General features: G+C 39.8%; 17 protein-coding genes and 1 pseudogene. 15 read left to right on the top strand and 3 right to left on the bottom strand.

Annotated features, from left to right (window positions below; genetic code table 11):
* Positions 1–2 precede the first annotated feature (2 nt).
* The 7 genes from BV372_RS26495 to BV372_RS26465 all read left to right on the top strand — a co-directional run bounded on the left by BV372_RS26495 (position 3) and on the right by BV372_RS26465 (position 8,729).
* Positions 3–1,901 (top strand): ABC transporter permease subunit, encoded by a 1,899-nt coding sequence (locus BV372_RS26495; protein ID WP_086689473.1) that lies wholly within the window; start codon positions 3–5, stop codon positions 1,899–1,901.
* 130 nt (positions 1,902–2,031) lie between these two features.
* Positions 2,032–3,735, top strand: coding sequence for a hypothetical protein (locus BV372_RS26490; protein WP_086689472.1), 1,704 nt, complete (start codon positions 2,032–2,034; stop codon positions 3,733–3,735).
* A gap of 201 nt (positions 3,736–3,936) precedes the next feature.
* On the top strand, positions 3,937–4,134 hold the full coding sequence (locus BV372_RS37900) for a hypothetical protein (RefSeq protein WP_256973461.1): 198 nt from the start codon (positions 3,937–3,939) through the stop codon (positions 4,132–4,134).
* 460 nt (positions 4,135–4,594) lie between these two features.
* Entirely contained in the window at positions 4,595–5,353 is a 759-nt protein-coding gene (locus tag BV372_RS26480) for an ATP-binding cassette domain-containing protein (protein WP_086689471.1), read from the top strand.
* A complete protein-coding gene (locus BV372_RS26475) occupies positions 5,350–5,997 on the top strand; it encodes an ABC transporter permease (RefSeq protein WP_086689470.1) in 648 nt (215 codons plus the stop codon). The genes BV372_RS26480 and BV372_RS26475 overlap by 4 nt, the downstream gene beginning before the upstream one ends.
* 27 nt (positions 5,998–6,024) lie before the next feature.
* Complete coding sequence (locus BV372_RS26470; RefSeq protein ID WP_086689469.1) at positions 6,025–6,924, top strand: glycine betaine ABC transporter substrate-binding protein; 900 nt, start codon at positions 6,025–6,027, stop codon at positions 6,922–6,924.
* A 392-nt stretch (positions 6,925–7,316) separates the two neighbouring features.
* Positions 7,317–8,729 carry a hypothetical protein gene (locus BV372_RS26465; protein WP_086689468.1) on the top strand — a complete coding sequence of 471 codons (1,413 nt, stop codon included), beginning with the start codon at positions 7,317–7,319 and terminating at the stop codon, positions 8,727–8,729.
* A gap of 114 nt (positions 8,730–8,843) precedes the next feature.
* Here the strand turns inward: BV372_RS26465 and BV372_RS26460 are convergent, their stop codons facing one another.
* Positions 8,844–9,341 carry a molybdenum cofactor biosynthesis protein MoaE gene (locus BV372_RS26460; protein ID WP_179198245.1) on the bottom strand — a complete coding sequence of 166 codons (498 nt, stop codon included), beginning with the start codon at positions 9,339–9,341 and terminating at the stop codon, positions 8,844–8,846.
* Positions 9,342–9,930: 589 nt separating this feature from the next.
* Between BV372_RS26460 and BV372_RS26455 the strand changes: the two are divergent.
* Both BV372_RS26455 and BV372_RS26450 read left to right on the top strand, forming a co-directional pair.
* Positions 9,931–10,566, top strand: a pseudogene (locus BV372_RS26455) (response regulator); the annotation flags it as partial.
* Between the two features lie 45 nt (positions 10,567–10,611).
* On the top strand, positions 10,612–10,992 hold the full coding sequence (locus BV372_RS26450) for a nuclear transport factor 2 family protein (protein ID WP_086689467.1): 381 nt from the start codon (positions 10,612–10,614) through the stop codon (positions 10,990–10,992).
* A gap of 191 nt (positions 10,993–11,183) precedes the next feature.
* Here BV372_RS26450 and BV372_RS26445 read toward each other — a convergent pair whose 3' ends face one another.
* A complete protein-coding gene (locus BV372_RS26445) occupies positions 11,184–12,047 on the bottom strand; it encodes a fasciclin domain-containing protein (protein WP_086689466.1) in 864 nt (287 codons plus the stop codon).
* Between the two features lie 971 nt (positions 12,048–13,018).
* Between BV372_RS26445 and BV372_RS26440 the strand changes: the two genes are divergently transcribed.
* The 3 genes from BV372_RS26440 (at position 13,019) to BV372_RS26430 (ending at position 17,240) form a co-directional block, all read left to right on the top strand.
* Positions 13,019–13,810 carry a glutathione S-transferase family protein gene (locus BV372_RS26440; RefSeq protein ID WP_086689465.1) on the top strand — a complete coding sequence of 264 codons (792 nt, stop codon included), beginning with the start codon at positions 13,019–13,021 and terminating at the stop codon, positions 13,808–13,810.
* A 149-nt stretch (positions 13,811–13,959) separates the two neighbouring features.
* Complete coding sequence (locus BV372_RS26435; protein ID WP_086689464.1) at positions 13,960–15,690, top strand: ATP-binding protein; 1,731 nt, start codon at positions 13,960–13,962, stop codon at positions 15,688–15,690.
* 566 nt (positions 15,691–16,256) lie between these two features.
* A complete protein-coding gene (locus BV372_RS26430) occupies positions 16,257–17,240 on the top strand; it encodes an RNA polymerase sigma factor, RpoD/SigA family (protein ID WP_086689463.1) in 984 nt (327 codons plus the stop codon).
* 120 nt (positions 17,241–17,360) lie between these two features.
* Here BV372_RS26430 and BV372_RS26425 read toward each other — a convergent pair whose 3' ends face one another.
* Entirely contained in the window at positions 17,361–17,978 is a 618-nt protein-coding gene (locus tag BV372_RS26425; RefSeq protein ID WP_086689462.1) for a TetR/AcrR family transcriptional regulator, read from the bottom strand.
* Between the two features lie 238 nt (positions 17,979–18,216).
* On the opposite strand from BV372_RS26425, the gene BV372_RS26420 reads away from it, so the two are divergent.
* The 3 genes from BV372_RS26420 to BV372_RS26410 are packed head-to-tail and all read left to right on the top strand — an operon-like array spanning position 18,217 to position 21,440.
* Positions 18,217–19,524, top strand: a complete 1,308-nt coding sequence (locus BV372_RS26420; protein ID WP_086689461.1) for an ABC exporter membrane fusion protein — start codon at positions 18,217–18,219, stop codon at positions 19,522–19,524.
* Positions 19,521–20,699: an ABC transporter permease DevC gene (gene devC, locus BV372_RS26415; RefSeq protein WP_086689460.1), complete on the top strand. Its 1,179-nt coding sequence runs from the start codon at positions 19,521–19,523 to the stop codon at positions 20,697–20,699. Before BV372_RS26420 ends, devC begins: the two co-directional genes overlap by 4 nt.
* A gap of 39 nt (positions 20,700–20,738) precedes the next feature.
* Positions 20,739–21,440 carry a DevA family ABC transporter ATP-binding protein gene (locus BV372_RS26410; protein WP_086689459.1) on the top strand — a complete coding sequence of 234 codons (702 nt, stop codon included), beginning with the start codon at positions 20,739–20,741 and terminating at the stop codon, positions 21,438–21,440.
* Positions 21,441–21,453 lie beyond the last annotated feature (13 nt).

Raw genomic sequence — 21,453 nt, 5'->3', positions numbered from 1 at the left:
CTATGACACTCAATTTTATAGACAAACTTGGTGACTGGAATCCCCAACTATTCCGGGAACTTAAAGGACGCCTTAAAGTTTTTAATGTATTAATTGCATTAACAATATCAGTAGTTACTCAACTGGGAATTTTTTTATATCAGCTTGCCGATTTTCCTGGTAAGAAATATCCAATGTTTGGGACATATTGTAATCTCAGTAAAGGTTATCAACAACAACTAAATTTTCTCAATCAAAGCATTTACCAAGTTCAGCAACAAATCAATTTATATAGTGGAAATAAAAATTATGATCTAACAAGAATTCAGGAATTCAAAGCCAAACTTTCATCCCTGACTGATCAACAGTCTAGTCTTGCTAATACTTTACATCAATGGCCTTGCCCACCAGAGCAAGTAAATACGCAACTGTGGTGGCAAGACCACTGGAAGTATATATTTATAACGTTGAGTGTGATGTTTGTATTCACACTTTTAGTTTCTGGTACTTATTTGCTAGTTAATAACTTAGCTCAAGAAGAACATCGTGGTACGTTGAATTTTTTGCGTCTCACCCCCCAATCAGAAGCCAGCATTTTAACAGGCAAGATGCTAGGAGTTCCAGTTGTCATCTACCTGATGGTTTTAGCTGCATTGCCTCTAAATTTATGGGCTGGTATTTCTGCCAATATCTCTGTGATCTCCATTTTTAGCTTCTATATAGTTCTGCTTGCTAGTTGTATATTTTTCTACAGTAATGCAGTTTTATTTAGCTTAATTAATCGTGAGTATAGCGGTCTGAAACCTTGGGTAGCTAGCGGCTTAATTCTGGTATTTTTGTTAATCAATATACAGACGTTATCTGTTAGTGCAGACTTTCACAATATAGGTACTTGGTTGAGACTGTTAAGCCCTTTGGAGATGTTGAATTATATTGTACCTCGAAATAATAATTCATCACTAGAGCAAGTACAGTTTTTCTATATACCGCTTGGCAAAACCAATTTTGGTCTGGTTGGTTTACATTTATTAAATTATGGTGTAGGCATCTACTGGGCTAGGCAAGCAATGAAACGCCGCTTTCATAATCCTAATAGTCCGATTATCAATAAAGTTCAGAGTTATCTGGTAGTCGCCAGTTATCAAGTAATATTTTGGGGCTTTACGTTGCAATACTATAAAAATTATTGCCCCTATTCCAGGAATTATATTGCTAATGCTTGTTATTATGATTTGAATTATCAAATTGGGCAAAGTTGGGGGGTTATAGCACTATTTAACATAGTGCTATTATTGATTTTAATTGGAATTATTTCACCCCACCGACAAACTATACAAGATTGGGCAAGGTATCGACACCAAAAAATTTCTAATTTCCAGAGTTTTTGGCGTAACTCTTGGTTGCAAGCTTGGATTTTAGAAGAAAAAAGTCCAGCATTAATAGCAATTTTCATAAATTTGGCGATCGCAACTACACCACTCATAGTTTGGATCGTACTTGCACCTGTTTTGAATACTCACCATAACAACAGCATATATTGGGTTAATAACCTTGGAAGATTAAAAGCCATTTTAGCTGTGGCTTTATTTATTAGTTTAATGATGATTTACGCCACTTTAGCTCAACTAATGCTGTTGATGAAAACTCCCAAGCGTGCTTTTTGGGCAGTTGGCACTATCAGCGCAGCCATCTTCTTACCACCAATGTTCCTCGGATTACTGGGAATTAGCCCCAAACTGAATGCTGTAGCCTGGCTGTTTTCTACTTTTCCTTGGGCTGGTTTAGAATATGCAGCAACCTTCACAATTTTTAAGGCACTCATATTTGAATTGGGCGTCATAATATTGTTAAACATCCAATTAACAAAGCAGGTGAAGTTAGCAGGGGAGTCTGCAACAAAAGCATTGTTGGCAGGGCGCTAGTAGTAGGGTGGGCATTGCCCACCTCAAGAGGCTTTTACTACATAATCTGCGAGGTTCAAATTCCCAAATATTTCAAGTTAAAGGTGTGTAATTCTTATCCACAACAGCGAATACATAGAGAGTTTTAGCTATGAATATTAACTGGATGAATCAAGTAGGAGAATGGAATCCGCAACTGTTTCGTGAACTCAAAGGAAGACTGAAAACGCGCAACTTATTACTTTCTGCCGCAACCTCGTTGCTGGGTCAATTTCTACTATTTATGTATTTTCAAACCCAGCTACCAACTAAGTTCAATCTGGCATACAGTTCCCCTCACAAATATTGCACAGGAAGATTTGTATATAATGCGCGAGAATGCCTTGCTGATGGATTTGGTAATGTTAGTATCGACTGGCAAGTGTGGTCTTTGGATTTATTCACCTGGCTGAGCATTATTGGCTGTTTTACTCTTTTAGCCGCAGGAAGTTATCTCATAATTAATGATTTAACTGCTGAAGAACGACGTGAGACACTCAATTTTATTCGCCTGAGTCCTCAATCACCTCAAACTATTTTATCGGGCAAAATGTTGGGCGTGCCAATTTTGCTATATATTGGGTTACTGTTAGCTGTTCCTTTGCATTTATGGTCAGCTTTAGCTGGTCAAATTCCATTACATGAGATTTTCAGCTTTTACATAGTTGTGGTTGCTGCCTGCTTTCTCTATTATAGTGCTGCACTGCTATTTGGCTTAGTTGGTTCTTGGCTAGGAGGTTTTCAAACTTGGTTAGGTAGTGGCGTAGTGCTAGGTTTTCTGATAGTAACTATGCGAGTAGCCCTCACAGAAATAACAGATGATTATCCCTTGGTTTTTGCTAGGCTGATTAATCCTTTGTACTTAATTCCAGATATTGCCATTAGCGCCACATTCACATCTGCTAGTTCTAGACTTACTAATTTTCACTGGTTTGCATTTCCTCTGGGAGATAGCTTATTTACAACGCTTGGCTTTGCTCTGTTGATTTACGGGCTAGGAACGTACTTTATTTGGCAATCTTTACAACGTTGCTTTCGCGATCCTAATACCACTATGTTAAGCAAGCGTCAGAGTTATTTATTAACAGCTTGCTTTGCATTGATTACTTTAGGATGTGCAAATTGGCAAAGATTAGTTTTAGAGACTAATCCTGGTTCGTATATGCTAGCCGAAAATATTGTGTGTCTGTTGTTCTTAGATTTTTGGCTGTTTCTATATTTAATTGCTGCTCTTAATCCTCATCGTCAAGCGCTGCAAGATTGGGCACGTTACCGCCGAACCTCTCGTGCTAAAGGATTAGCTGATAACAAGCTAGTTCAGGATTTAATTTGGAGCGAAAAAAGTCCAGGCTTGTTAGCGATCGCCATTAATGCGGCAATTGCTATCATTGCCATCAGCGGATTAATATTACTTTCTCAATGCCCACTTGAGAGCAAAATCAATGCTCTTTTTGCTCTAGCTCTATCTGGTAGTTTAGCTCTGCTTTATGCAGCTTTAGCTCAACTACTTTTATTCACCAAAAATCAGCATAGAGTATTTTGGTCTGCGGCTACTGTCGGAGCAGCAATGGTATTACCAGTGATAATTGTAGCCATATTTGCCTCTTCTTCTAGAAACAACAATGTTCTCTGGTTATTCTCAATAGTCGGACCAATTTTCGCAATCTCTCCAGAAGGAAAGACACTATCGCCGATAACAGCGTTGCTCCCAATTCTAAGTTACTGGAGTTTTATGAGCTTTTTAGTATTTCAATTGCGGCGGAAGTTGCTCAAAGCTGGGGAGTCTGCTACAAAAGCCATGCTCGCAGGCAATTAACTCAGTTCTAGAAATATTCTGATAAATTTTTGTGAAGTCTGGCCAGATTGGCCAGACTTTTTTAACGTCAGTTCGGGTTAAGGAGGTTTATTAAACGTAAAATGCCTGAAACAGCGCAAGCACGTTGACAGATCCTAGAATCAAGCAACGGAGTAATGAGGGTTTCAGATTATCCCGAACTCAGGTTTTTTATGAGCATTTGTGCAGCGAATTGTCGAGGATTTACCTGGTGTAGTACAAATCCGTTCTAGCTGCCGTTGGTGGCAACAGGAAGGCAAAGCAGCATGTATGCGTTGTCCGCAAATCGGGATACTTAAGCTTTTTCTGAGCAACTCCGGCAAGCGGCAGATCCTTTTACGTTTAAGAAAAAGCGGCATTTCAATGTTTCACACTTACTAAATTACTCACATCCTTAGGCATCGTGATTTATCTGAGGTTTTTTATGCGCCCAAGAAATTAATCGCTTTTTGGTGGTTGATTTCACAGATAATGATTTGCGATCGCACTCAAACTCAAAAACCCAGTCATTGTACCTGGGTTTGAGTTGGGGTATGTCCCCGCACTTTAAGTTATAGAAGTTAGCTATAGTTTGCTTGTCTAGTAATGATTACAACGGTGCGCTGGGTGATTTCGGAAAACTCTTAAAATTACTGATGCCCCTTGCAGAAGAAAGGTGTTGACAAAGCTAAATAATCAATTGAGGAATGCGATCGCCTTTGTTGAAGATTTGATAGGTTGGTGGTAATCACTAAAAGTGCTTAAAATCAAAGACTAAAGTCCTAACTATGGCGGAATTTATTAATCATCCTCCTTGTCCCTTTTCCTAGGGGACTGCCTTCTGCCTCCTACAAAGTGAACCATGCAACAAAATAACCAAATCGCTGTTGAATTTCGCGATGTCACCTTTAGCCGCAACCAGCGTCCTTTGGTATCGCATCTCAATTTTTCCATTTCCCAAGGAGAAGCATTAGTACTACTCGGACGTAGTGGTAGTGGCAAAACTACGACGATGAAACTAATTAATCGTCTGTTTACGCCTACACAAGGAGAAGTGTTATTTAATGGCGTTCCTACAACTCAATGGGATGAAATTAAACTGCGGCGCAAGATTGGTTATGTAATTCAAGAAACTGGTTTATTTCCTCACTTCACAGTGGAACGCAATGTTGGCTTAGTCCCAGCTTTGGAAAGTTGGAAACCAAAACAAATAAAAATGCGGGTTTATGAGTTGTTGCACTTGGTAGGGTTAGATCCTGAACAATTTGCTAGGCGTTATCCCCATGAACTGTCGGGAGGGCAAAGACAACGGGTTGGTGTAGCCAGGGCCTTAGCAGCCGATCCGCCTGTATTATTGATGGATGAACCTTTTGGCGCACTCGATCCGATTACACGGTTAGAACTTCAACAGGAATTTCGGCGTTTGCAACAAAACTTAGGCAAAACCGTTGTGTTTGTCACCCACGATATTCAAGAAGCTTTTGTTTTGGCTTCGAGAATTGGTTTAATGTATGACGGAGAATTGGTAGTATTAGGGACAAAGGATGAATTTATGCGATCGCAACATCCCGAAAGCCTTGCTTTTCTGCAATGTCTGCGTTCTCTGCAAGACAGCTTATGAAAGACTTCTTTCTCATCAAGTATGCCCCAGAAATTTTTCAGCATACGCTGGAACATTTATTTATGGTGGGCATTGCAATTGGCATTGCCATCTTAATAGGCATTCCTTTAGGGATTTTAATTACACGCCAAACTCAACTGCGCCAACCAATTCTCGGTATTGCCAATATTCTGCAAACTATTCCTAGTTTGGCTTTGTTTGGTTTATTAATTCCTGTACCGATAATTGGCGGTATTGGCGTAGTCCCAGCAATTGTCGCTTTAACTTTATATTCTTTATTACCGATCATTCGCAATACTTATACAGGAATTACTGGCGTCGATCCAGCGATTCGGGAAGCTGGGCGAGGTATGGGGATGACAGATAAACAATTGTTATTCCAAGTAGAAATTCCCTTAGCGATGGGAGTAATTTTAGCAGGGGTGCGAGTAGCAACTGTAATTGCCATTGGGATTGCAACTATTGCTGCTGCGATTGGTGCTGGTGGTTTAGGTGTATTTATTTTTAGGGGAATTGCGGTAGTGAATAATCAGTTAATTTTGGCTGGGGCAGTTCCTGCGGCAGTAATCGCATTAATTGCTGATTTAGTAATTGGTTGGATTGAAGGAAAATTGCAGCAAGGCAGAAAGCAGAAAGCAGATTGAAAACCCTGAAAATCCCCGAAGATTAATATGAAAAGATTTGTGGTTTTTTGCCTAGTAACATTTGCTTTAGTAGTTGCGATCGCTAGTTGTAGCCCCAATGCAACTAACAGTAGCAGTGGTGATATTATTGTGGCTTCTAAAGATTTTACTGAACAAGATATTTTAGGTGAGATTTTAGCACAACAAATCGAAGCTACTACTAACTTAAAAGTAGCTCGTCGCCCTCGCCTGGGTGGCTCCTTCGTCTGCCATAGTGCAATTACAGCTGGCAAAATCGATGCTTATATTGAGTATACAGGTACAGCCTTTACAGGAATATTAAAACAGAAGGTAGTTAACAACCCAAACATAGTTTATGAGGAATTAAAACAAGCATACGCCCAAAAATTCAACTTAGAAGTAATGCCCAGCTTGGGTTTTGAAAACACTTTTGCAATCATAATCCGAGGTGAAGATGCTAAACGCTACAATCTGCAAACTCTCTCGGAAGCTACTAAATATACACCACAGTGGCGTGGCGGTTTTGGCTATGAATTTTTGGAACGAGAAGATGGGTTTCCGGGTTTGGCGAAAACTTACGACTTACAATTTGCTAAACCACCTCAAATTATGGATTTGGGTTTAATTTATCGGGCTTTAATTCAAAAACAGGTAGATATGGTAGCAGGAAATTCTACTGATGGGCAGATTTCTCGTTTGGGTTTAGTAGTGCTGAAAGATGATAAACAATATTTTCCTCCTTATGAAGCTACGCCAATTGTGCGGCAAGCCACTTTAGAGAAATATCCACAATTAAAAAAAGCGATCGCTCAGCTTGCTGGACGAATTACCGCAGATGAAATGCGGCAATTAAACTATTTAGTGGAAGGTGAATTACGTGATATTAAAGAGGTTGTAAAAGAGTTTCGTAAATTCAAGGGTTTATAGTAATATAAATTCTCTCTGAAAGGTTGTACTTGCTACTAATGCTTGGATTGAATTACTCTTAAAATTTAAATTAACTATTGTCTAAATTTAATATATTTGATACTCACATTTTCTTAATTAGGGCGTTTAGATAATTTTATCAATGTTTATTTGACTTGTTTAAATAGAATTTGAAAAAAGAATGAGACGATACTTTGTAGAGTCGTTACAGGTACTCTATAACCTATCTATGTCCCATATAAATTTTTTAAATAATTATTAACTAAAATTTTATACAAATCATAATTTATATGCCAGAATATACGCTGTGTTGAAGATGAGTTTATCACCTTCTGGCCTAGTACATTTACTGGTAAGTATAAATATTAAAAGTAGCGAGCAAGTATTGACTGATGACAGACAGTTATAAACATTCTCTATCCGCTTTTCGGCAAACTATACAAGTTAAGTTTATTTTAAGTTGGCGATCGCTCCCAATAGGTATAATCGGTAGTTTGATGATTTGGACTGTATCCCTAGCAAAATTACAGGCTGCTGAAACAGATGACAACTGGAATTCGGCTTCACAATTGACACCATCAGTTACCTCAGTTATAAATTGGGAAAATCTGCAAGAAATTCAAAAGATACAGCCTTTTATTTCTAGTCAAATCGATTATAGCTGGAAATCTTTCTCTCAATATACTGAACCAATGGTAACTGTTGCTAGCCTAGACACAATGGACACAGTTATTAACAGCAACATCGAAACTTTTGTGGGTGGATTTTCATATCGATTAGAGCCAAAACCTATTTTGATTGCTGCACCCGAAAATTTTAATCCTGTTCTTCAATTACCACCGCCGCCACCGCCGCCACCAAAATCACCCACACAAGAATCGCCACCAATATCAAAAGAACCTCAGCAACCAGCGTTAGTTTTAGAAAGTATTCAAACAGATTGGCGCGATGAGCATAGTAATTTCCAACAGCATAATCAAATTATTGAACCCAAATTTCAATTTCGGATGCCAAATGGAGAGAAAATTACGTTCAAGACGGGATTTAATACATTTGAACAACCATCAATTGCTACGGTCACTAATATTCCTCTCCAGTTTGGATGGCAAGGCAAAACAGGTCAATATACTATACAAGCATCTGGTGGTATTGATGTCTTCAATCGATTGCCAATAGCATTCAATTTTAATGCTCAGATAGATAGACCTATTTTCATGAATTTAACTACCGATTATAAATTAAAATCAGCTTTATTTTTATCATTAGTTGTAGAGCATGGCCCTTACAAAACGAGTGCCAGAACATTAGAAAGTCAAATTACATCTTGGCGTTCTGGACTAAATGCATATTGGCAGATTGATCCAAATACAAGCTTGTTTTCGTCGTATCGCTTGGGCTTATATAACGATGGTAACTTTGAACAACAGTCTTTTAGTAGGTTAGAGCATAAATTTGGTCAGTTTTGGGCAGCTGCTAATTTATTCGCGTGGAAATATGCAAGCGATCAACAAGAAATCAGCGGCTATTTTTCACCCCTAGGTTTTTTAGTTTATAACGCTGAAGTCGGTTGGGAAGGAAATATATTTTCTTTTTTGCGCTGTCGAGTAAATGCAAATTTAGGACGACAGCAACTTAATGGAAAAGTTACTGGAGGTAATAGCTATCAAACTCGTTGCACAACTCAAATAACACCAAATATAGATTTTGATTTTGGTTATAGTTTCAGTAACGTCCGTAATTTAGATACTGGGGATAGTCCTTATAATAATCAGAATTTTACAGGTCAACTACGAATGAAATTCTAACGAATTTGCACAGATTTTGATGTCAATAAAATTATCTAAACAAAAAGAGAAATTTTGCAAAAAATGATTCTTGCTAACAAAGTTGAGATATGGTATAAATGAGCCTCTAAGATTTTAACAACTTTCTCCTGGTTGCTCACAAGCACCAATACTCACCCAGCTACTCGAACCGTCTTGCCAATGTTCTTTCTTCCAAATGGGAGCATTGTGTTTTAGGGTATCAATAGCATAACGACAAGCTTCAAAAGCCTCACTGCGATGGGGACAACCTACTGCTACCAAAACGCTAATTTCCCCAACTTGCAAACGTCCAATGCGATGATGAATCACCACGCGATTTACATCAGGACAAAGGGAGCGAATATCTGCTGCAATTTGCAAAAATACCCGTAATGCCATTGGTTCGTAGGCTTGATACTCTAAGGAAACCACAGGTTTACCATCAGTTTGATTACGAACCATACCACTCATCACCACAACAGCACCATTTGCCGGATCGTTAGCTTTGGTGTAGATTTCTTCAATAGACAATGGTGCAAGAGTAATAGCAAAGCTATCTTCGTCTCTTTGTTTTAAGAGAGGGTCTAGTGTATTGGTCACAAAAGAGTTCATATAAATATTCTTTGTTGATCCTATCGCTTGAGTGCTGGAAAACTACTACACACTAACGAAGTAAATCTTAACTAGGGATTGAGAAATAGAGAATGAGGGTAATAAAAAATACCATGTCCTCTGTATACTCAACCGGATTTGGGCATCTATTTTGAAAATAAGGCAATCTGAGGTATTAATTCTCGCATAGTAGACACGAGGAAAAAACTATTCTCAGGTGTGCTGATGTAGATAGTTCATAATTGCTAATTAGAATTGATAAACTTTTGCTCCTGTTCTCCTCAAGAGGTAGATAAAAATTTACTTTATGGGATTAATTCTTGAAAATCAATAGCAAATTTGAGGTTAAGAAGCTTAATCTTACGTAAATTTACGTCAAGCTTCAATTCTACAATCATCTTTATAAAGGCAGATTACTATAATTAAAGGTAATTAAAGTTATTTGCTGAATTTTTGAGACAATTCCATAATCAGTGGCTTCATCTAGATTAAATGTATTGCAAGGCTAACTAGCATAAAACTTGCTAATGGAGGCTATCAATTAACAAATTTATATATCTCATTTGGAACCAGAGTCACAAAAGCTTATTACATACTTGTGACAGTTTCTGATACACGATTTGTCATTCCTAACAAAATATTAGATTCAATGTTTGAACCATTTATTATAACCAAAGAATTTGGTAGTGGTACTGGACTTAGTTTGTCTACAGTTATGCGAATTATCAAAGAATATGGTGGTTTTATTAACGTATCAAGTTGTGTAAATAAAGGAACATAATTTAAAGTTTACTTGCCAGCAGTTTATACAGTTGTAACTCAGATGTCAGATGATCAGGAAATGCCGAATGGAAACGGCGAATTACTTTTAGTTGTAGATGACGAAGCTGCCATTAGGGAAATTACTACAACATCTCTTGAAAGCTATAATTATCAAATTATCTCTGCTAGTGATGGCATTGAAGCAATAGCACTTTATGCCCAAAATCAAGATAAAATTAAAGTGGTAATTATCGATATGATGATGCCAAAAATGGATGGAGCAACCACCATTCACACTTTGCAAAAGATGAATCCAAAGTTACCTATTATTGCTGTCAGTGGATTAACTACAAGTAAACAAGTGTTTATAGATAAAACATCTCAGCACACGACATTTTTGTCTAAACCATATACTGTGCAGGAATTATTAAAAACTCTACAATTAGTTCTACGTCAAAAGTAATTAGTTATGTGTTCATAAGTAAATCACTAATAATTGGTATTCTCCATGACATCTGAAGTTTTAGCCGTTAATACAGCCTTTTACCGAGCCTTTGAAAAGAAAGATATCGAGGCAATGAGTGCCTTATGGTCAAAAGGAACAGGTAGTACTTGTATTCATCCTGGACGCAGTGTAATACGGGGTTGGAAGGAGGTTCATTCTTCTTGGGAACAGATATTTAAAAATACCGCTTACATAGAAATTAACTTAGATATCATGGCTACAGAAGTTGCTGATAATACAGCTTATGTTGTGCTGATAGAAAATGTTCTTCAAGTCGTTAGTGGTAAAAGACTAGAAGCACAATCAATAGCTACAAATGTGTTTCAATTTCTCGGTGGAAAGTGGTATTTAGTGCATCATCACGGTAGTCCTATTATGCGCTAAACGACGAAATCAGCAATTCAAAACCTGCCGGAATTAAAACCCCGTTAGACTTACTTTAAACGGGGTTTTATTGCAACTTAATTTGCTTTGTATGGTGAGCATAAAAACTGAATGTAATCATCAGTGCCCACCTTACAGAAAATCGAGTTATTACAACTAGTACAAGCTATGAATTTACCGTTGTTAACCGATTACAAGTCAGGCGGTAAAATGACTTGATCGATCGCATGAATGACACCATTCGAGCCTGTAATATCTGTCTGAGTTACATTGGCTTCATTGACTTTCACACCAGTTGCAGGATCAACTTTGACATTGATCGCACCACCTTCAACGCTTTTAACTTCACCAGATTTCAAATCGCTGGCTAATACCTTACCAGGTACTACATGGTAAGTTAATATTTTGACCAAAACTTCTTTATTCTCAGGCTTCAATAAATCTCTAACTGCATCTTGTGGCAATTTAGAAAACGCAGCATCGGTGGGTGCGAAAATAGTAAAATTATCTTTGCCTTCTAAAGTTGCTGTCAATCCAGCTGCTTTCAATGCCTTAGTTAGAGTTGTAAAGGAAGCATTTGACTCAGCCAGTGCTACCAAGTTCTTGCTTTGAGTATTGCTTGAACCTGCTGGTTGAGTTTGGGTAGGTACGGTTGTTGAAGGTTTTACAGGTGTTGCAGGTGTGGTGGGTGTGGTTTCGGGGACAACGGTTGGAGAGGGTGTAACTTCACCGCCTGTAGTGCGACTACCACGGTTATAAGGAGGCTCATTAAAAATACTTGGGCTAGGATTGACCGTTCTCTTTCTAGGCTTCTGTGCTACAACATTTCTCTTTGAAGTTGTGCCTTTTGCTGCATCTTGTGTAGGCTGAACAGGTACATATTCAGTGTTAGCCTCTATACGTTGACTACGGTTATAGGGCGCTTCGCTAAAAATGGTGGGGTTAGGATTGGTTGCCTCTTTTGCTCCAGAAGGTAATGTAATCAAGAGGCTGCATCCTGCTATTCCGATTATACCTGCCAGATTGGTTAGCAATTGGCTGTAATTTGCCTTCATAAATTTTGTTTGTTTTTATTTTGCACAGGTTACATAAAGACTTATAACATTTTGCTATGCTCAAAATCTAACCTAAGAAGTAAGAAATTTCCCCCAAAATTATCCAACATCATGCTGCGTGGGGATGATGGATTTAATCAAAAATTATGGTAGCAAAAATAGCAAGGTAGCTTTGAAATTCAGGTAATGTCTATTAAGTTAACTTACCTAGTTGACTTTCTTATAGTGCTGAGTGTGTTTTAAATTAGTCAGGGGCAACGCTAATATCTAGAAAGTGCCAGTTAGTTGTGCGAGAAATTTTCCAAACAAAAATCTTGCGACTCTCTGCCGCTAATCACATTCAAAACCCAAAAAATTGTATTTTATTATACTAAATTTTTGTGAGAGTTAAGACAGCTAAAACTTGAAGCCTTACTATAGCGCTTCTCATTTGGATGCAATACATGGTAAAGAAAATTGTTTTTTGGTGACAACTTAAGCTTGGACTCTCAACAAATTTTACTTCCTGTTTCTACCAGGAAATGCATACTTGGCGGCTCTGCTGCTATTCAAAAAGTCAGATTTCTCAATCACTCTTCCTAGCCAGAGACTAGGGAAGAGGTAAAAATGACTATACAATGTGTGTTTATTCCATAAAATCCTAAAAATAAAGATATGTGATATTCTATACTCAACATTTAAAAGATTTAAGCATATTAAAAGTATGAAAGATGAAAACAATATATGCAAATTCAGGAATAAGATGTTAGTTTAAGTTATGCATAACTACTGAAACAATTTAATTATTTGATAATTGCATCCATCAGAAAATATTTTTTTGCTAAGCTAACAAGTTGCTCAAAAAAAGCCTAAAAATTTAACTCTATTGGCAGTTAAGTGAGTACTCAATCAATTAGATTATCAAAACGATTACTGAAACTGAAGATACAATTAGTAAAATTGCTCAATTCACTATTTATAAGGTATGCAAGATGCTGGAATTATACCAATGGGAGTTATCTCAATATTCAGAAAAAGTGCGATTGATTTTGGATTATAAAGGGCTAGATTATCGCAAAATAGAGGTTACACCCGGAATTGGACAGGTAGAACTGTTTCGCCTGACTGGTCAAAAGCAAGTGCCAGTCTTGAAAGATGGTAGTAGATATATTGTTGATTCTACAGAAATCGCTAAGTATTTAGACTTGGAATATCCCGAACGTCCACTCATACCGACAGATCCGAAGAAAAGGGGTGCATGTTTATTGATAGAAGAATTGGCAGATGAGTCGATAGGTGTTAAAGGTCGCAAAGCACTGTTTGCTGCTATTAGTCAAGATCAAAATTTTCGTAAGTCCTTATTACCCACCTCTACACCAGATATACTCAAAAATTTAGTTGAGGGAGTACCGCGAGATCTATTAACAGTGTTAGGTTTTGGGGTAGGTTATAGTCCCGATGTTATTAAGTCTGCGATCGCAGATTTAAAACAAGACTTAGAAGCGTTGACGCTGCTGTTAGCAGATAGTCCTTATTTATTAGGAGATGAACCTAGCTTAGCTGACTTAGCTGTGGCTGGTTTATCGATATTACTGAAGTTTCCTGATGGTCCTTATTTAGATCTACCAGTAAGTCTTCAAGGTAAAGGAGTGCCTGGTTTAGCAGACAATCCAGATTATGCACTATTCTTTGAGTGGCGCGATCGCCTTTATGCCCAATTTCGTAAACCGTTAATTGGAACTTCTCCATCAGCAAGCAGACCAACATCAATTCAAATTGAATAATTAGTCAAAGGTCAGTGGAAAAACAACTGACCACTGACCACTGACTACTAACAATTAATTAACAATTTGTGCTAGAATTTCGTCGCAAGCTTGAACTCTACAACTAAAATGCAACATAAGCTCAGCCCAACATTGATGTAACTAATCAAATGAATTCTGGACAACCTTTAGGTTCAGTTACCCAAGGCTCTCTGACTGGGGGGTTAGAAGTAAGATTACACCCTGATATTTCTGTTGAAGATATGCGGGTGGGTAAGTTTTTAGTTGTGCAAGGAATGCGATCGCGCTTTTTCTGTATGCTGACAGATGTGGCGCTAGGAACTGCTAATGCACGAATTATTGCCGATCCTCCCAATTGGGAAGACACTTTTTTACGTGAAGTTTTAGCTGGAAGTGGTACATACGGCACGATTAATCTCGCGCCCATGTTAATGTTTACCCCAGAAGTAGAGGAATCTTTTTCACTTACAAATGGTAAATCTGTAAATCCTTTCGTACCATCAATGACTGGTTTGGCATCATTTCAACCACAAACCAGTACCACAATGGAATTGCTCCCGGTTAAAACTATTCCCAGCCACTTTAGCCAAGTTTATGAAGCGAGTGAAGAAGATTTTCGCAGAGTATTTGGTTGGGAAGATGATATCCACAGAAAAAACTTCTCCATCGGCAAACCTTTGGATATGGACGTGCCGGTGTGTATTGATTTAGACAGATTTGTAGAACGGAGTAACGGAGTTTTTGGGAAATCGGGAACAGGGAAATCCTTCCTTACACGCTTAGTCTTAGCTGGGATAGTCCGGAAAAACGCGGCGGTAAATTTGATTTTTGATATGCACTCCGAGTATGGCTGGCAAGCTGTCTGTGAAGGAAAGCAATATAGTACAGTTAAAGGTTTAAAACAGCTATTTCCCGGTAAAGTGGAAGTTTACACCCTCGACCCAGAATCAACAAAGCGCCGGGGTGTGCGGGATGCACAAGAACTATATCTCAGTTACGAACAAATAGAAGTTGAAGACGTTAAATTATGCTCTCGCGATTTAGGGTTATCGGAAGCCGCCCTAGATAATGCGAATATCCTTTACGCTGAGTATGGTAAGGCTTGGATTCTTCAGTTGTTGAACATGACTAACGAAGAAATCAAGCTGTTTTGCGAAGAGAAGCGGGGACACCAAGGCTCGATTATGTCTTTGCAGCGGAAACTTTTGCGGTTGGATAACTTGAAGTATATGCGAGCTGCTTGTCCGCAGAACTACATCAATCAAATTTTGCGATCGCTGGAAGCTGGTAAGCATGTAGTTATCGAGTTTGGTTCCCAGTCAGATATGCTGTCTTATATGCTGGTGACTAATATGATCACCAGAAGAATTCACGGGCATTACGTCAGCAAAGCCGAAAGATTCCTGCACAGTGGTAATGTCAGCGATCGCCCCACGCAATTGGTAATTACTATTGAAGAAGCTCACCGTTTTCTTGACCCGGCGATCGTTCAAAGTACGATCTTTGGGACGATCGCTAGAGAGATGCGAAAATATTTCGTAACACTTCTAGTAGTTGATCAACGCCCGTCGGGTATAGATAATGAAGTTATGTCCCAGATTGGAACTCGCATCACAGCTTTGCTCAACGATGAAAAAGACATTGACGCGATTTTTACAGGAGTCTCTGGTGCTAGCAGTCTGCGATCGGTATTAGCGAAGCTGGACTCTAAGCAACAAGCCTTGATTTTGGGTCACGCCGTTCCTATGCCAGTGGTAGTCCGTACCCGTCCCTATGATGCAACTTTCTATGCAGAAATTGGCGACCCAGCTTGGGAAGAAAAGCCAGACGAAGAATTATTCGCTGCGGCTGAACTAGCCAGAGCCGATTTAGGGTTTTAGCTATTTGTCATTAGTCATTTGTCCTTTGTTATTTCTCCCCACCTCTCCCACACTCCCCACACTCCTTCATCTCCTCCTGCCTCTATTTCGTAACATCCCACCATCACAACAAAAAATCAGTTCGGTTATCTCGCTATTCCTTGGCAACTGAAGCGGAGGTTTTCGCGTCACTATAGATATAGTTAGCACTCAAAGGAATTCATTTTTTTTGCCAAACAAACCACTTTGCCCTATAATTAGAAGATTTATCTGGGCTACTTTACTATCCACTAGATTTGTCGTATCATAATAAAAGTAGAACTCATACTGACTTCATATTTTTACAGTTACCATCAGTGACTGACGACAAGAAGAATTCTTGACAACCAGCCAGTGTATTTCTAAAAAACTGCAAAATTTAGGAAGGGTAGGGGAACCTATCTCAGGGATGCACCGTCTTTTCAACGGCTGTATAAATTGATTGCTTATGTTAGCTTCCTATGTTCCGTGATAGATGTACTTCCTTTCCGAATCCGACTTAATTATTAAAGATTCATTGTGTTTACGGAGTAGAGGATAACGCACCAATGCCTACTGTTAACACCCAAACCGAAAACCTAAACACCAAGTTCACGGCTGATATGGTGCGAACCTATCTGCGAGAAATTGGTCGTGTGCCACTTTTAACCCGTGAGCAAGAGATTGTTTTCGGGAAGCAGGTGCAACAAATGATGACGCTACTGGACGCTAAAGAGGCTTTGGCGAAAAAACTGCACCGCGAGCCGAGTTCATCAGAGTGGGCTGACCATGTTCGCCAATCAGAAACTGAGGTGAAACAGACAGTCGCCCAAGGTAAACGGGCAAAGCAAAAGATGATTGAAGCGAATCTTCGCTTAGTAGTCGCTATTGCGAAAAAATACCAAAAGCGGAACATGGAGTTTCTGGATTTGATCCAAGAAGGAACTCTAGGATTAGAACGGGGTGTAGAGAAATTTGACCCGACACGGGGATATAAGTTTTCTACCTATGCCTACTGGTGGATTCGCCAAGCAATTACCAGAGCGATCGCTCAACAAGGGCGTACAATCCGTTTACCGATCCACATTACCGAGAAGCTGAACAAAATTAAGAAAGTACAGCGAGAACTGGCACAAAAATTAGGGCGATCGCCAAATCCTGCGGAAATTGCCCAAGAACTAGAGCTAGAGCCTGTTCAAATTCGCGAGTACCTGAATATGGCACGTCAGCCAGTTTCTTTGGATGTGCGAGTGGGTGACAATCAGGACACCGAACTGCAAGAAATGCTAGAAGATGACGGCCCTTCACCAGAGTATTACACTACCCAAGAATTCTTGCGCCAAGACCTGAACACCTTGTTGGCAGAACTAACTCCCCAACAGCGCGAAGTTTTAGCCCTGCGTTTTGGTTTAGAAGATGGCAATGAAATGTCATTGGCAAAAGTAGGTGAGAGATTAAATCTCAGCCGCGAACGTGTCCGCCAGTTAGAGCATCAAGCGCTAGCTCATCTACGTCGTCGTCGAGCCAATGTCAAAGAGTATGTTGCCAGCTAAAAGCCAACTGCTTTTAATTAAAAATAAGCCTCCTGATTTCAGGGGGCAATTTTTTTATTAATTGTCAGTTATCTTTTGTCTTCCTCATCTCCCTCATCTCACCTATTCTGAGGGAAAAGATTACTCGGCGTTATTGATAATCAAGTTGGTCATGGTATTAATCAGGCGATCGCTTTCCATTGGTAAAATTTCCTTACCATGCATCACATCTTGAGTGATATGGAAATAAACCAACGATCCGAGCATAATCCTGGCTGTAGCCTCTGGGTCAGATATATTAAGTTCTGGATGCGATGCTAGATATTGGCTGAGGGTTTCGAGTACAGGCTTGGTCATTGAACGCACACAAATCTGCGCTAACTCCGGAAAACGACCAGACTCCCCGATGATCACTCGCATAAAAGCAGAGTGTTCATGGTCTTTAACCATTAAATCTAAAGCTCTTGTTCCTAACTCACGCAATACAACTTTTGGTTCTCCTTGGAGGGGTACTGTACCAAAAATTAAGTTGAACTTCTTGCGTGTCAGTTGTTCAATTAAGACTTTAAATAGTCCTTCTTTATCCTGAAAGTGGCTGTAGACAGTTGCTTTAGAAACACCCGCAGCTACCGCTACCTTATCCATGCTTGTGCCAGCATAGCCATGTTTGAGGAACTCCTGCATCGCTCCTTGCAGAATTTGTTCCACTTTATCAACGGAACTATCTCGATCTACTTCGTCAACTTTTATGCGTGCCATTTATTATTAACCTTTCTTATAAACAATTCTATAGATAATTCCAAATACTCTACGCCATTTTGGTTTTGTGGGGAATGAATGGAGGATGAAGGGGTGAAAGAGATTAGGAGATGCGGGGACAGGGAGAAGTAGAGAAATAATCAAGGACAAATGACCCTTGACTAAACTAGTCAGTTTAGTTTAGCATAAATTGAACTGGACGGTTTAGTTTATAGAATCGCCAACTAAGGGGAATACTATGGCGCAAAACTGGAATTTAGCAGCTTTTCGAGCTTCCCAAACTGTTTTTAAGTCACCTGCTATCTTGGCAATAATTACAGCTTTAGTTACAGCAGGAGCTAGTGCTTATACGGTAAATAAGTTTCAGGCTGATTCTGGGAATAAGGCAGAAGTAGCAACGCCTATTCAGCCGGTAGTAAAAACTGTAACTGCCTTGGGGCGCTTAGAACCTAATGGCGAAGTGATCAAACTGTCTGCGCCAACTGCTAATGAAGGAAATCGGGTAGAGCAACTGTTGGTAAAAGAAGGCGATCGCGTTAAAACTGGACAAGTAATTGCGATTATGGATAGTCGCGATCGCTTGCAAGCGAGTTTGGGCGAAGCGCAAAGACAAGTACAAGTAGCTAAATCCCGCCTCGATCAGGTAAAAGCTGGCGCAAAGCAAGGAGAAATTGCAGCGCGTCAAGCTACCGTTAACCGTCTGCAAGTAGAACTAGAAGGAAGCATCAGAACCCAGCAAGCGACAATTAATCGCTTAGAAGCAGAACTGCAAGGACAACAACAAAGTTTACAAGCAACCGTGGCACGGGTAGCCGCTGAGAAGCGCAACGCACAAGCTGACGTGCAACGCTACGAAACTTTATACAAAGAAGGGGCAATTTCCAGCCAAGAAGTTGATCGTAGACGGCTGAGTGCGGAAACCTCTACACAGCAATTTATTGAAAGTCAAGCCACCAAAGTCAGAACTGTTGCCACACTGGAACAGCAAATTAACGAAGCCAAAGCCAACCGCGACAAAACGATCGCAACTTTGCAACAACAAATTAACGAAGCCAAAGCTACCCTCAATCAAACTGCGGAAGTTCGTCCCACAGATGTAGCCAACGCCCAAGCCGAAGTAGACAGCGCTCAAGCTAACGTTGAAAAAATTCAAGCTCAACTAAATCAAGCATATATTCGCGCTCCCAAAACAGGACAAATTCTCAAGATTCATACACGGGCTGGGGAAACCGTTGGCAATGATGGGATTGTGGAATTAGGTCAAACAGACCAGATGTATGCGGTAGCAGAAGTATACCAAAGTGATATTAGTAAAGTGCGGCCGGGGCAAAGGGTAAGAGTCAGCAGCGATTCTCTCCCTGGTGAATTACTAGGAAGCGTCGATTGGATCGGGATGCAAGTACAACGGCAAAACGTGGTTAATGCCGATCCTTCTAGCAATATTGACGCCAGAGTTGTAGAAGTTCATGTAAAGCTAGATCAACCATCCAGCGACAAAGCAGCCCAGTTTACCAATTTGCAAGTTAAGGCGGTGATTGAGCAATGATTGGATTTATCTCTCAACTACAGCGCCGGACGCCTCTAGGATGGTTGCAACTAAATAAGCAAAAAAGTCGTTTTTTAGTAGCACTATCAGGCGTTGCTTTTGCAGATTTACTGATGTTCATGCAGCTGGGTTTTCAGTCAGCATTATTTGACAGCGCCACCAGGCTGCATCAAGTATTACGTGCAGATGTAGTAATTATTAGTAACCAAGCCCGCAACATCTCCTTTATGTCTTCCTTTCCTAGAAGAAGACTGTACCAGGCTGCTGATGTACCTGGTGTAAAATCAGCAGAAGCTTTGTATACCAACAACGTTACGTGGAAAAATCCCCAAACTCACCGTGAGACAGGGATGCTAATTATCGGGTTTAATCCTGACCAGCCTGCGTTTAACCTACCGGAAGTTAACAGCCAATTGCCAACAATTAAACTACCGGATACCGTTTTATTTGATGATGCTTCAAGAGGAGATTATAAACAGGCGATCGCTCAAGTTACTCAAGGTAAACCTGTCACCACAGAAATAGATCGGCGGACGATTAGCATTAATGGCTTATTCACAGTTGGAGCATCTTTTGGTGCTGACGGTAGCTTGCTCACCAGCGACCAGAACTTTTTGCAACTATTTCCCAAACGGCAAGCAGGTAGTGTCAGTATCGGCTTGATTCAGTTACAACCAGGCTATGACCCCAAGGAAGTAGCGAGTGCTTTAAAGTCTTACTTGCCTAAAGATGATATTAAAGTTCTCACCCACGAAGAATTTATTGCATTTGAGAAAAATTACTGGCAAACAAACACTGCGATCGGGTTTATCTTTACCTTAGGTGTATCGATGGGGTTTGTGGTGGGAGTGATTATCGTCTATCAAGTCCTTTCCACAGATGTCAATGCTCATATGAAAGAATACGCCACATTTAAAGCGATGGGGTATAACAATCTCTATTTGCTAGGTGTGGTATTTGAAGAAGCGTTAATTTTGGCAATATTAGGTTTTATCCCAGGGATGACAGTATCTTTAGGGCTGTATGCCTTAACCCGTGGCGCTACAAATTTACCACTGTATATGACCTTGGCAAGAGCGATTCAAGTGCTGACGCTAACTTTTGTAATGTGTATGATTTCCGGCGCGATCGCAACTCGTAAAGTTCAATCTGCCGACCCTGCGGATATGTTTTAAATGTCATTTGTCAGTTGTCATTTGTCCTTTGTTACTACTATGAATAGCAAACCAGTTATTTCCATCCAAAATCTCGACCATTACTTTGGTCAAGGTCAACTTAAAAAGCAAGTTCTCTTTGATATCTCGTTAGAAATTAACGCTGGCGAAATTATCATTATGACTGGGCCATCGGGTTCTGGGAAAACCACATTATTAACTTTGGTAGGCGGATTGCGTTCTGCTCAATCTGGTAGTTTGCAAATATTAGGAAGAGAACTTTGCGGTGCGAATGCAGCACAACTAACCGAAGCACGGCGCAGTCACGGCTATATTTTCCAAGCACACAACTTGCATGGTAGTTTGACAGCAATTCAGAATGTGAGAATGGGATTAGAACTGCACAAGCAGATTTCACCGCAGGAAATGAAAACTCGTTCAGCCGAAATGCTAGAGCAAGTAGGATTAGGAAATCGCCTCAATTACTATCCTGATGATTTATCAGGAGGACAAAAACAACGAGTTGCGATCGCTCGTGCTTTAGTTGGTCGTCCTAAAATTGTCTTAGCAGATGAACCGACTGCGGCGCTTGATAGTAAATCAGGGCGAGATGTAGTTAACCTGATGCAAAAACTAGCTAAAGAGCAAGGTTGTACTATCCTCATGGTGACTCATGACAACCGGATTTTGGATATTGCCGATCGCATCGTTCACATGGAAGATGGTAAGCTGGCAAAGGATTTAGCTGTCGCCGCAGCTTGAACCCAGTACTAAG

Source organism: Nostoc sp. T09 (assembly GCF_002154695.1).
In the GTDB taxonomy this organism is placed as follows: domain Bacteria; phylum Cyanobacteriota; class Cyanobacteriia; order Cyanobacteriales; family Nostocaceae; genus Aulosira.
This window is presented reverse-complemented; position numbering and strand designations above follow the sequence as displayed.